The following is a 13,135-nucleotide window of genomic DNA, read 5'->3' as shown; positions in this document are numbered from 1 at the left end:
AATTTGTCATTTTAAAATTTTTTGGTGAATCTTTTAAAACGACTTTCCTCCATTAAGCCACAGCCTTTTTTATCCACTTATCCACATAAGGGTATTTTTACATTTCATTTCTAGACAGCTTCTTAGGTTCCTTTTTGTTTACACACTATACAACATGAAAGAGAAATCGGCTTTGTATAAAAAACAAATAACAGCGCTTAATAAGGAATGCAATGATTTGAAGATTTATGAAAATGATAACCTTACAAGGCAGTTTCATATTGTTAGCGCAGGGTTATTAAATTACCTCCCTCAAATTCATTACAGCAGGCATGAAGCAATATTCAAAAATATTTTATTGCACCAGCGGTTAAGCATATTAGAACAAGGTACTTCGCATGTACTCCGTAACGTTATAACAAAAGGCTTTACCGCGCAAACTATGCGGTTACTAAAAGCAAAGCCTACTATAATTTGTACCTTTCATTTGGGTTCTTACCGGTTAATAAATTTATTGCTGGCAAAGCATAGCATTCCTTTTTCATTGGTTGCCGCTCAAAAAGTTGTGCGTAATCAAGGTTCTGTGTTTAAGACATTATATAATCAATTTTGTAATAACGATAGCTCCGATAATTTTAATTTAATTGATGCAGAATCTTCAAACTCTGCTCTGCAAATGTTTAGAGAACTAAAAAAAAGGCAAGAGTTTGGTTATTTATATTGACGGCAATACAGGGGCCGGAACACAAACCAGCATAAATGAAAACAGTTGTTGCATATCTTTTTTTAATCAGCAAATTATGGCCAGAAAAGGTATTGGTTTCCTATGTCATGCTGCCAATGTCCCTGTTCTGCCTGTTATATGCTATCGCAATTCTTTAGAAGAAATTACTTTGCATTTTTTTAATCTGATCTACCCTGATATAACAAAAAAAAGAGACCTATTTGCTAAAATGCTTATGCAGGAATTATATAACCTTGCATCACCTTTTATAAAAAGCTACCCACATCAATGGGAGGCATGGCTTTATCTGCATAAGGTAGTTCGTATTATAAACCCTTTGCCAATTGGTACCAGTGTGCCAAACGTGTCTTCGGTTGATAGATTAAGGTTCAACACAGTGCATTTTGGTTTATTCAAGGTAAACAGAAGTAATTATATTTTCAACAAAAGCAATTATATTTCGTACCCGGTAGCTGACGATATTTATTCAACACTAAGTGAAGCCAGGGTTAAGTCTCTGAATAAAAATTGTATTGATGTAAATTTATTGCACGAATTATATAAACATCAAGTATTAATTGACACATAATAAAATGGACAGGTTGGTTTTTATACAAAGAAAAAAAGCAAAAATAGTGTTGCTGAATATAGTTGCATGGTTTATTTATGCATCATTTATCTTCAGTGTTACCTTGCTTACCAAGCCTAATGTTACAATAATAAGTACCCTGCTCTATTTGCTCCCGCTTTGTATTACATTTTACATAAGCATCTATTGTCTTAATTTCTATAAAGAAAAAGGAGTGTGGTGGAGTATTGCGTCATTTTTCATTGTTTTTATTGTAATGGCGACAATAGGTTATGGCTATATTTATTTCCTGCTTCCTTCTGTAGGTATTGTCGTTTATACTTCTACAGATTTTAAGTCATTTATACAGGAAGCGTTGTTAAGTTATGTACGTTATTTTTCTTTTGCCCTGCTTTATTTTTATGTAATGCAATCTTTTAAAAAAGAACAGGCGCTGCATTTATTGCAGCAGGAAAAATCTAAAAAAGAACTTGAAAATGCTATTCTGAAACAACAGGAACTAAAAGCACAGCAGGAGAAACTCCAATTTGAGCATGCTTTCCTGCGCTCACAAATCAATCCGCATTTTTTGCATAATACATTAAATACGCTTTTCTCCGAAGCTTTAAATTATTCACCGGAACTTGCAGACAATATTTTAAAGCTGTCTCACATTATGAGGTATTCATTAGAATCGCTTGAATTTGAAAGCTGGAAAGTATCTGTACAAAAAGAGCTGGAACATCTGCAAACATTAATAGATATTAATAACCTTCGTTTTGGCAAAAGTAAAAACATAACATATAGTGTAGAAGGCGAATTGAACGGACAAATGGTGCCGCCATTCTCATTTATTACCATTGTTGAAAACGCATATAAGTATGGAGATTTAAAAGGCCCTGAAAATCCTTTAACTATTACAGTAATATTAAAGCCCGGCGAAGTTTATTTTTATTGCAGGAACAAAATAAAAAAAAGCAGCATGCAGTTTTCATCTTCCAATATCGGCATATCCAATTTAAGTAAACGCCTTGATGTTGCATTCAAAGACAAATATGATATGAAAGCAAATAGAGAAAATGATTCTTATATTTTTCAACTAACAGTAAAGAGTTAGCGCATGATTAAATGTGTTATAATAGATGATGAACAGCCTGCTATTAATGTGCTTAAAAACTACATTAAAAGAATTAATAATCTTCATCTGACAGGTACTGCAACAAATCCGCTTGCTGGCATTGAATTGATTAAAAACAATAAAGCCGATGTGGTGTTTCTCGATATACAAATGGATGAAATGACAGGAATAGAAGTGATGAATATTCTTGATTCATCTGTACAAGTAATATTTTGTACCGCATATTCCGAGTTTGCCGTTGAAAGCTATGAATTAAACGCATTGGATTATTTAATGAAGCCTATTGCCTTCGACCGTTTTGTAAAAGCAGTTAGAAGAATTAAAGTTAATGACAATGGCAGCAATAGTGTTGGCACTATTCAGGGTGACATACCCAACGATTACATTTTTGTAAAGGCAGAGACAAAAGGTAAGATGATACGAATAAATTTAGACGAAATTGATTATATAGAAGCAAAGAATAATTATGTAGCTATTTACTGCGGCAATCATATTACAATGGTATATTCAACTATGAGAGATATAGAAGAACGGCTTTCGCACAATCATTTTATAAGAGTTCATAAGTCATTTATTATAGCCTATTCAAAAATTACCCATATAGAAAAGAGTTATGTTATACTTAAAAACAAGAATGAAAAAATTCCGGTAAGCAAAACATATAGGGAAGTGTTTTTAAACATGGTTAAGGATAAATTATTCTCCCGATAATAACGCCTTGAATACAGCCTGTTTTCATAATCTTTCTATCTGCCAGGCATTGCTTTTTTCTTTACTCATCTTATTTTTATTGGCAGATATTTGAACGCTCAAAATTTTAAATGAATATGAATAATATCAGGGAACAATTTCTTCTTAATCCTGAAATAACCTTTCTCAATCACGGTTCTTTTGGCGCCTGCCCAAAACCTGTATTTGAAAATTACCAGCAGTGGCAACGGGCTTTGGAAGCTGAACCAATTCAATTTCTTACCAAAAAATATTATGATGCGCTGGCGGTTTCAAAACAGAAGCTGGCGGCTTATATTAATTGCGATGCGCAGGATTTTTTCTTTCTTCAAAATCCTACAACCGCCATTAACCAGGTTGTAAAAAGCCTTGGCTTAAAACAAGGTGATGAGGTGCTGACAACCAACCATGAATATGGCGCCATGGATAAAACCTTTGATTTCTATTCCAGGAAATACGGCTTTGTAAACCGCAGGCAAAATATTTCGTTGCCATTGCTTTCGAAAGAACAATTTGTTGAGGATTTCTGGAAAGGTTATAATGAAAAGACCAGAGCTATATTTATCAGTCATTGCACGAGCACAACAGCGCTTATTTTCCCGGTAAGGGAAATTTGCGACCGCGCCAAAGAATTAGGTTTAATAACTATTGTTGACGGCGCCCACGTGCCCGGCCATGTACCCTTAAACATAAAAGAATTAAAAGCAGATTTTTATACAGGCACTGTTCATAAATGGCTGTTAAGCCCAAAAGGCTGCACCTTTTTATATGTTGATAAAGATTATCAAAACAGTATTGAGCCATTGATTATAAGCTGGGGTTATGAAGCTGCCCTGCCAACCAAATCAAAGTTTCTGGAAGAAAATGAAATGCAGGGAACAAGAGATGCCACTTCTTATTTAACAATACCTGCCATCATGAAATTTTTTGATGATTATAATATGAAAGAAAGGCTGGCTGCATGCAGGAAAATGATACTGGAGCAATATCCTGTGTTTTGCGACATACTTAAAACAATGCCTTTGTGTAAGGTGTCTGACGAATTTTTAGGGCAGATGTGCAGCATACCGATACAAACAGAAAATCCTTTTCAGCTAAAAGAAACACTATACAACAAATACAAAATTGAAATACCGGTTATGCAGCGCGGCAGCGAAACTTACCTGCGCATTTCTTACCAGGTGTATAATACGCTGGAAGAACTTGAGTATTTAAAGGAAACCTTGCAGCAGCCGGAGTTAGGATTGGTATAAATACATTAAGGCGTTTGTATAGCAAGCATTCATGATCTACTGTACAATACTGTTGATTTTATACAATACTCAATATTCCCGCCTGCCCGAATCAGTCGGTCAGGAACAATACAATATTCAATGTTCAATTGTAAAACATTGGTAAAATGGATATTGAATATTGAGCATTGATTATTGTATATTCTGAAATTAAAGTTTAAGTAATCGGCGTTCATTCATCAATCATCAGCTCTTCAAAGAATAAAACTGCGCTGCTGCTTTTTTGGCGGGAATCCATGAAGCCAGCACCGCAATGATCATTATAGTAAGCGTAACCAATATAAAATCCGGGACGGTCATTTTTACGGGATAGTAATTAATAATGAATGTGCCGCCTTCCAGTTTAATCAGCTTAAATTTTATTTGTATGAAGCAGATAATAAGGGCTATCAGCATACCCAAAAAACCACCGGCGCCGGCAAGCACAAAGCCTTCACTTAAAAAAATATTTTGAATGCGTTTTTCCGATGCGCCCATTGCCTTTAGCACAGCTATGTCCTTTTCTTTTTCCAATACCAACATCGTTAGCGCACCAATCATGTTAAAAGCTGCTACAACCAGTATTAACGAAAGAATGCCATAGATCACCCATTTTTCAATCTGCATTACAGTAAACAGGCTTTGGTTCTGCTCGTAACTTGTTTTAATAATATATTGTTCGCCTAATTTTTTTTGAAGCCGCTTTTTTATATCGTTTGTTTCATCAGGATTTTTAGCAGATAGTTCAATGCTGCTGTATTCATCGGCATTAAGATCAAGCATGTATTGTATAAAGGCAAGGTTAGTGAAAGCATACTTGTCATCAAATTCCTGCTGCACGGAAAAAATGCCGGCCGGCTTTACTTCAAAAGAATGCATGGCATTAAGGCTGTTGAAATTATTGGCCTTGCGGTTGGGCAAATAAATAACAAGCGGCAGCTGCGCAAGGCCCGGAATAGCGCCAACAGCATTGGCAATGCCTGAGCCGGAAACAATGGCCGGCGTACCCGGTGTGCCAAGCTCATATTTGCCATCGGTTATGTAATGCGATAACTTATTAACCGTGTTATAATTTTTATCAACGCCTTTTAAAAAAACGATACTTTGATAATCGCCATTTACCAATACTGCTTTTTCTTCAACGGTAAAGCTTAATTGATTAACCCCGTTTACAGATTTTACTTTTTGTATAAAAGCCGTATCAGCGGTAAAAAATTTACCCTGCCCGGGCGTGATTTTTATATCGGCATAGAAATCGCCGTACAGGTTTTTTACAAGGTCTTCAAATCCGTTGAACACGCTAAGCACAATTATTAAGGCTGCCGTGCTCACCATGATAGCAATCATGCTTATCCACGCAATAATGTTGATGGCATTGGTAGATTTTTTTGATTTGAAGTAACGCCAGGCGAAGAGAAAGTTCATACCCCCTGTCCCCTAAAGGGGAAATTTTATTATGTGAATGTTATTAATCATTGTTTTTACTCCCCCTCAGGGGCCGGGGGCTTACTTATCTGCTTAAACAATTCTTCCATTTTAAAAACATGGTCAAGCGTATCATCAGGATAAAACTTTAAAACCGGAATGCGGCGCAACTGGTGTTTTACGCGGCTGGCCAGTTCCTTCTTTATTTCCCATGCATTATGTTCAATTTTTTTCAGTGCGGCCGCTTCATCATTCACCTGGTACATGCTTACATATATCCTTGTTTCCAGCAGGTCGGGCGTTACCTTAACTGATGAAATGGAAACCATGCCGCCGTTTATCATATTCAGGTTCAGCCTTCTGAAAATATCATTCAATTCTTCTGTAATAACCGCAGCCACCTGTTTCTGTCTTTTACCTTCTTCCATACTATTACCTTTGCTGTAAAATTAGCGCTAAATCAGTTATTTGCCTGCGTGCCATCAATTTATAACAAAACAAATGCCTTTACAGTTATAGTTTTGCCCATTGGTTCAGACAATTTAGCATAGATGAAACCGACATGATAAAAATTTTCATTTATATCACGCAGGGGAATGAAAACTTTTGTCATCAAAGGTTCCGTCCGGCCATTAGAAACAAAACATTTACGGATGAAACCGAGCATGATAATTTTTTCTCACACAGGGGAATGTGCATAGCGAGGTTCCATGAGACATCTGAAAAACAAATATGCACGAATGAAAAAATATTCAAGGGTCTTTGCTTATCTCAAAAATTATATACCGCAGATAATTCTTTATTTTTTATGCACGGTGCTTTCCATTGTTTTTTCCATTGTTTCCATTGGCATGTTAATTCCTTTCCTGGAACTGATATTCAACAGCGGCACTTCCTCGCTGGGCGAGCTTGCCAAACAATCAAATAACCCGGTTGTAAATTCTGTAAGGAATATTCTTACCGGCTCTATTGAACACTATGGCAAACTTGATACGCTTTTGTTCATCTGCATCTTCATCGTTGTTTCCATATTTTTAAAGAACCTGTTTTTATATATGGCATCATATATACTCAATCCTTTAAAAAATAAAATTGTAAACCATTTAAGGATTGAGTTATACGATAAAGTGCTGCAATTGCCCATTGGCTATTTTACGGAGAAACGAAAGGGCGATGTGATAAGCCGCATTACCAACGATGTTACGGAAGTGGAAAATTCTGTTGTAGGCACTTTGGAAGGATGGATACGTGACCCGCTCACTGTTATTTTAAACGTCGGCTTCCTGTTTTTTATGAGCCCGCAGCTAACGCTTTTTTTAATCGTATTAATACCTGTAATGGGTTTCGTTATTGGAAGAATAAGCCGTTCCTTAAAGCGGAAATCAAATCTTGCCGCTATAAAACAGGGTGAATCGGTTTCTATTCTGGATGAAACATTAAGCGGCCTGCGCGTAATAAAAGCGTTTAATGCCGAAGGTATTTTGCGTTCCAGGTTTTATAAGGTGAATGATGAACTGCTGCATGCAAAAAACCATATCGGTTACAGGAGAGACCTTGCATCGCCGGTAAGCGAGCTGCTTGGCGTTATGATGTTTGCCATCATTTTATGGTATGGCGGCAGCGGCATTTTAAGCGGCAGGATTCCACTGGAAGCTTCTGTGCTGCTGGGTTATCTGGGTTTGTTTTATAACATTATTACACCTGCAAAAACCCTGTCCACCTCATTCAGCAATATGCAAAAAGGCAGTGCCGCCATTACGCGCATTGAAGAAGTTTTAAGGGCAACCATAACAGTGGATGATAATCCCAATGGTAAAAAAATTGAACTGTTTCAGCATGCCATAGAATTCAGGAATGTAAGTTTCAGGTATGATGATGTAACGATCTTAAAAAACATCAACCTTACCATTGAAAAGGGCAAAACCATTGCGTTGGTTGGCGCTTCGGGCGCCGGCAAGAGCACATTGGCCGATCTTATTCCACGCTTTCACGATGTGAGCGAGGGAGAGATATTGGTAGATGGCATCAATATAAAAGATTATTCACTGCAAAGCCTGCGCGAACAGATAAGCATTGTAACGCAGGAGCCTATTTTGTTTAATGACACTGTTGCCAATAATATTGCTTTGGGAGAACAGGATGCCTCCATGGAAGCCATTGAAAGTGCAGCTAAAGTTGCGAATGCCTATAATTTTATTCAGCAGAAAGAAGAAAAATTTAATACCAATATCGGCGACCGCGGCAGCAAATTAAGCGGCGGTGAAAGGCAGCGTTTAACCATTGCAAGGGCTATTTTAAAAAACCCGCCCATATTAATTTTGGATGAAGCCACATCTTCATTAGATACCGAGAGCGAAAAGCTGGTGCAGGATGCTATTAATAATATGATGCAGAACCGCACATCGGTTGTAATTGCGCATCGTTTATCCACCATTCGCCATGCAGATGAAATTATTGTTTTGCAAAAAGGTGAAATAGCTGAACGCGGCACGCATGAAATACTGATGAATGCTGAAGGCATTTATTTCAGGCTGGTGCAAATGAACCAATTGATTGCAGTGGGCTGATTAAACCAGTGCAGCACATCTTCCGGCTTTTTAAGCGCTATGGCGGCTATTTGAATAAATGTTCTATTTTCATCGCCATAAACCGCTTCATGCAAACTGCATCCAAAAAAATCATCAATGCCTGGGCTATGTACGACTGGGCAAACAGCACCTATAATTTAGTTATTACCACCACTTTTTTTCCCATCTATTTTACGGCTGTTACAAAACATGCTTTTGGCACAGAGCAGGTGCCATTGCTCGGTAAAAGGTTCATTAATTCCTCTTTATATGATTATACTTTGGCGGCGGCCTATTTCATCATTGCACTTTTGTATCCCATACTTACCTCTATTGCAGACACAAGGGGCAATAAGAAAAATTTCATGCGCTTTTTCTGCTACATGGGCGCCATTGGCTGCAGCGCTTTATATTTTTTTCGTGGCGATAACATCTGGGTGGGCATCATTGCTTTTATGATGGCGGCTGCAGGGTATGTGGGCAGCCTTGTTTTTTACAATGCCTTCCTGCCTGAAATAGCCCTGCCGCAAGACCAGGACCGGGTAAGCGCCAGGGGTTTTTCTTTTGGCTATGTGGGCAGCGTAATCATGCAGTTAATAGGTTTTGTTTTGGTGGTGCTGCTGGCAGATGATCCCAATTATCTTGGCCCGCGCATTACTTTTTTATTAGTAGGGATATGGTGGGCCGGCTTTGCACAAATAACTTTTGCCCGCGTGCCGGAAACAAAAAGAGATACGGCCGCAAACGGCAATGCTTTTACAACCGGTTTCCGGGCTGTAAAAAAAGTATATGGAGAGGTGCGAAATATGCCGGTGCTAAAAAGATACCTGCGCGGCTTTTTCTTTTACAGCATGGGCGTGCAAACAGTTATGCTGGCTGCCACCCTGTTTGGAAGCAAACTGCTGCAGTTGGCAGATACAAAGCTTATCATCACCGTTGTTATCATACAACTGGTGGCTATCCCGGGCGCTGTATGCATGAGCCGTTTGTCGAATGTTTTTGGCAATTTAAAAGTGTTAATGGGTGTAATTATATTCTGGATACTGATTTGCATAGCGGCTTATTTTACGGCATACTATAAAATGAGAGGCGGCAATCCGGAATATCTTTTTTATGCGCTTTCGGTAGCCGTTGGCCTGGTTATGGGCGGCATACAATCTTTAAGCCGCAGCACTTATTCAAAGCTGATGCCCGAAACAGAAGATACGGCTTCGTTCTTCAGTTATTACGATCTCACTGAAAAAATTGCCATCGTTATCGGCATGTTTGCTTTTGGCTATATTGAAGAGCTTACCGGTAATATGCAAAACTCTGTATTAAGTTTGATTGTGTTTTTCGCTGTTGGGTTTATATGGCTTTTTTCGGCGTTGAAAAAACAGCAGTCTTTAAGCGGGTAATGCTTTATAAATGTGAATGCATATATCTTGCATTAAAACAGAATTGGTATGAAGTTATACAGCATAGAAACAGAATTGTTTAAGCTTGACGGCGGCGCTATGTTTGGCGTTGTGCCCAAAACGATCTGGAATAAATTAAACCAGGCAGATGAAAATAATTTATGCACCTGGGCCATGCGTTGTTTATTGATAGAAGATGGCAATAAACTGATATTGGTTGATAACGGCATTGGCAACAAGCAGAGTGAAAAGTTTTTCAGCCATTATTATCTGCATGGCGATCATACCCTTGAAAAATCTTTGTCAGAAAAGGGTTTCGGCAAGGACGACATTACGGATGTTATTTTAACGCACCTGCATTTTGACCATTGCGGCGGCAGCATTGACCGTGTGGGCGGCAAATTGGTTCCTGCATTTAAAAATGCAACCTACTGGAGCAACCAGGAACACTGGAACTGGGCCGTTTATCCAAACGACAGGGAAAAAGCTTCCTTTCTTAAAGAAAATATTTTGCCGATAAAAGAGAGCGGCCGGTTGAAATTTATTGAAACCGTAAATAATGAAAGTGAAGAATCCCTTGGTGAAAATACATTCAGTGAAAACATCAGCATTCGTTTTGTAAATGGCCATACACAACAAATGATGCTGCCGCAAATAAAGTATAAAGGCAACACCATTGTGTATGTGGCCGACCTGCTGCCTTCGGTGCATCACATTCCCATGCCGTATATCATGGGATACGATATGTTTCCGCTAACAACCCTGCAGGAGAAAAAATCTTTTCTTACAGAAGCTTTGAACAATGATTATATTTTGTTTTTTGAGCATGATCCCAAAAACGAATGCTGCACGCTAAAGCAAACAGAAAAAGGGATACGGGAAGATGTGGTTTTTAAACTGCATGCATTATAAAAATCCATTATTGTCCGGATAAAAATTATCGAATCTCTTGAAACCATTTGCCAGAGCGGGTTCTGGCCCCTCTCCTTTGGAGAACTTGTCCCGACCATTCGGGAGGGGGTTGGGGTGAGGTCAAACATTGAAATACAAGATTTTAAATTATTTAGTCGGACAACAATAATAAAAATTAATCAATTTAAATAAGAGCAAGTGTCAAAAAAAACGGTAGGCATACCATTAAAAAAGATTAAAACGATTGCCCTTGTGGCACATGATAATACCAAGCCTGAGCTTATGGCATGGGCAAAGGCCAACAAGGATAAATTAAAAGAACATGAACTGGTTGGCACCGGCCATACGGCCAAGCAAATTCACGAGGCAACAGGCCTTCGGGTTGCCGGGTTGCTGCCCGGCCCGTATGGCGGCGACCAGCAAATAGGTTCAATGATAGCGGAAGGCAAAATAGACATGCTGATATTTTTCTGGGATCCCCTGCAGGCGCAGCCGCACGACCCTGATGTAAAAGCGCTGCTGCGTGTGGCTGTAACCTGGAATATACTTATTGCCAATAATCCTATTACAGCAGACTTTATCATCAGTTCACCCTATATGACGGAAGAATATACAAAGGCTTTGCCGTTGCTTGATTATTAGAAAGAGCGATGCCTGTGAAATTTTCCGCGGATGGCAGTGGCATAAGACAGGCTTACGCAATAATACCTGCCCGGCAATATGATGCAGAAATGTTATTGCAAACAGGAACCACGATGCGCTTGGTCAATGTATTATCGGCATTGTTTACAGGAAGATGCAGGAGCGCCTATGAGCCCGGCAACAGCAAGAAAAACTTTGCAATTGCCGGGCATCTGTTAATATACCCAGGCAGAAAACATCCACGCTGCCAGATCACCTGACCACACGTGAAAAAAAAGTTTTACAATACACTGTTAACGGATGGGATGCCAAACGGATTGCTGCCCATCTTTCTATTGGCAGGTTTACCGTAAGAAAGTACGTTGACAATATTTATCACAAATTGCATGTGCAGTCAAAAGCTGAGGTTATTAATATGGCGCATAAGAATAATTGGGTAAAGAAATAGCCGGTTATATCTGCCTTAAAAAAACAATAGCCCTTTGTGCGCAGGAAGGGCCTCCTGCTAATGTGCATAAAACCATGCTATGAAGGCCCTGTAGCGACAGGAGGCTGATAAACAGTTGTAATAATCCGGCATGCAGGTGTTTTAAAACTTTTTAACCAACGCCACTGCATTCCCGCCCATAATTTTACCGGTTTCTGTGGCAGACAGGCCTTTGGCCTGTAAAGCGGCTGCAACACCCGGCAAATCAGCAAATGTGGCTACAACAGGTTTAAAGTTCCCATACATGTCAGTCCCGATGCCAACATGGTCAATGCCAACTGCATCAACCAGCCGCAATATATTAATGATATAATCATCAAGGCTTTTATTAAAACCGGAAGGCCAGGCGCCAATAATGCCGCCATTATCTGCTACCAGTTTGGCATGCTCAACGGTAATGGCCCTTTTAGCCATTGGCCTTTCAGGCTCCAGCGCAAGGATGCTGTGCGAAAGCATAACAGGGGCGTCGGTAATTGAAATTACATCCTTTGTTGTGGCAAATGAAGCATGGGCAACATCTATCAGCATGCCTATTTTATTCATTCGTTTTACCACATCTTTTCCAAACGGCGAAAGGCCGTTATAGCGCGGGCTGGCTGTTTGCAGGTCGCCCAGGTCATTCTGTGCATAATGTACCAGTTGTACTGAGCGCACGCCATCTGCATAAGCTTCATCCAGCTTTTCTGCAGATCCTTCTAAAAAATCACCTCCTTCTACTGCAATAAATGCTGCTGTTTTTGACGGGCCTATCGCTGCTGTTGTAGTTGCCAGAACAGCGTTTGCCAGCTTAAGATATTCCTTTGCCTGCGCCAGTTGTTTTTTGTATTCGGCCCAGGCTTCACCCGGCGTATATTGGCGTGGTATGGAAATGCCGGCAGGGGTGGCTTCTAAAATGCCGGCATCGGCCACCAGGGCAAAAAAAACAGCGTTTAAATGGCCTGCCGAGAAATCCTGCTGCATGGCCGGTGCATCAACAGGCGCGCCAAAACCTGTCCTGTTAATTGCAAACAGCCTTCCGGGATGGGCATGAAGGTCAAAATACATATCTGCAGCAAATTCTTTAACAGGTTTGCTAAATGATTTGCTAAACGATTTGCCGCCTGCTGCCATTGCCGCTGCTATGGTTACTGAATTGCGTAAAAATTGTTTCCGGGTTTGCATAAATTTTTAATTGAAGAAATGTAACTGTTGTTATGTTATAGTGCGCAAGGGATAAATTAGTGAATAATATTTCTTTGTCAGACCTCACCCCCTCACCCCTTCCGAATGGTCGGGACAAGTTCTTCAAAGGAGAGG

At 39.4% G+C, this 13,135-nt stretch carries 13 protein-coding genes; 10 read left to right on the top strand and 3 right to left on the bottom strand.

The window, feature by feature from the left end; genetic code table 11:
- The first annotated feature begins 154 nt into the window (after nt 1-154).
- The 5 genes from QM629_RS02745 to QM629_RS02725 all read left to right on the top strand — a co-directional run bounded on the left by QM629_RS02745 (nt 155) and on the right by QM629_RS02725 (nt 4,391).
- On the top strand, nt 155-703 hold the full coding sequence (locus tag QM629_RS02745; RefSeq protein ID WP_415156937.1) for a hypothetical protein: 549 nt from the start codon (nt 155-157) through the stop codon (nt 701-703).
- A 76-nt stretch (nt 704-779) separates the two neighbouring features.
- Complete coding sequence (locus QM629_RS02740) at nt 780-1,292, top strand: hypothetical protein (protein ID WP_415156935.1); 513 nt, start codon at nt 780-782, stop codon at nt 1,290-1,292.
- Complete coding sequence (locus QM629_RS02735; RefSeq protein WP_415156933.1) at nt 1,282-2,388, top strand: sensor histidine kinase; 1,107 nt, start codon at nt 1,282-1,284, stop codon at nt 2,386-2,388. The genes QM629_RS02740 and QM629_RS02735 overlap by 11 nt, the downstream gene beginning before the upstream one ends.
- A 3-nt stretch (nt 2,389-2,391) precedes the next feature.
- Nucleotides 2,392-3,120, top strand: coding sequence for a LytR/AlgR family response regulator transcription factor (locus QM629_RS02730; protein ID WP_415156931.1), 729 nt, complete (start codon nt 2,392-2,394; stop codon nt 3,118-3,120).
- 116 nt (nt 3,121-3,236) lie between these two features.
- Complete coding sequence (locus QM629_RS02725) at nt 3,237-4,391, top strand: aminotransferase class V-fold PLP-dependent enzyme (RefSeq protein ID WP_415156929.1); 1,155 nt, start codon at nt 3,237-3,239, stop codon at nt 4,389-4,391.
- A gap of 225 nt (nt 4,392-4,616) precedes the next feature.
- Here the strand turns inward: QM629_RS02725 and QM629_RS02720 are convergent, their stop codons facing one another.
- Both QM629_RS02720 and rbfA read right to left on the bottom strand, forming a co-directional pair.
- Complete coding sequence (locus QM629_RS02720) at nt 4,617-5,834, bottom strand: FtsX-like permease family protein (protein ID WP_415156927.1); 1,218 nt, start codon at nt 5,832-5,834, stop codon at nt 4,617-4,619.
- A 56-nt stretch (nt 5,835-5,890) separates the two neighbouring features.
- Nucleotides 5,891-6,262 carry a 30S ribosome-binding factor RbfA gene (rbfA, locus tag QM629_RS02715; RefSeq protein WP_415156925.1) on the bottom strand — a complete coding sequence of 124 codons (372 nt, stop codon included), beginning with the start codon at nt 6,260-6,262 and terminating at the stop codon, nt 5,891-5,893.
- Nucleotides 6,263-6,574: 312 nt separating this feature from the next.
- Here rbfA and QM629_RS02710 point away from each other — a divergent pair, with 312 nt between their 5' ends.
- The 5 genes from QM629_RS02710 to QM629_RS02690 all read left to right on the top strand — a co-directional run bounded on the left by QM629_RS02710 (nt 6,575) and on the right by QM629_RS02690 (nt 11,800).
- Nucleotides 6,575-8,401, top strand: coding sequence for an ABC transporter ATP-binding protein (locus tag QM629_RS02710; protein ID WP_415156923.1), 1,827 nt, complete (start codon nt 6,575-6,577; stop codon nt 8,399-8,401).
- 8 nt (nt 8,402-8,409) lie between these two features.
- Nucleotides 8,410-9,798, top strand: a complete 1,389-nt coding sequence (locus QM629_RS02705) for an MFS transporter (RefSeq protein ID WP_415156921.1) — start codon at nt 8,410-8,412, stop codon at nt 9,796-9,798.
- Between the two features lie 48 nt (nt 9,799-9,846).
- Complete coding sequence (locus QM629_RS02700; RefSeq protein ID WP_415156919.1) at nt 9,847-10,710, top strand: MBL fold metallo-hydrolase; 864 nt, start codon at nt 9,847-9,849, stop codon at nt 10,708-10,710.
- Between the two features lie 198 nt (nt 10,711-10,908).
- Nucleotides 10,909-11,352 (top strand): methylglyoxal synthase, encoded by a 444-nt coding sequence (locus tag QM629_RS02695; RefSeq protein WP_415156917.1) that lies wholly within the window; start codon nt 10,909-10,911, stop codon nt 11,350-11,352.
- Between the two features lie 220 nt (nt 11,353-11,572).
- Entirely contained in the window at nt 11,573-11,800 is a 228-nt protein-coding gene (locus QM629_RS02690; protein WP_415156939.1) for a response regulator transcription factor, read from the top strand.
- 141 nt (nt 11,801-11,941) lie between these two features.
- Here QM629_RS02690 and QM629_RS02685 read toward each other — a convergent pair whose 3' ends face one another.
- The gene (locus tag QM629_RS02685) at nt 11,942-13,000 is read right to left on the bottom strand and encodes a dipeptidase (protein ID WP_415156915.1); all 1,059 of its coding nucleotides are present in this window, start codon (nt 12,998-13,000) and stop codon (nt 11,942-11,944) included.
- Between the last annotated feature and the right edge of the window lie 135 nt (nt 13,001-13,135).

Origin of the sequence: Parafilimonas sp. (assembly GCF_047606085.1) — a bacterium.
In the GTDB taxonomy this organism is placed as follows: domain Bacteria; phylum Bacteroidota; class Bacteroidia; order Chitinophagales; family Chitinophagaceae; genus Parafilimonas.
Note: the sequence above shows the minus strand (reverse complement) of the source record. Positions and strands in the feature narration are given on the sequence as shown.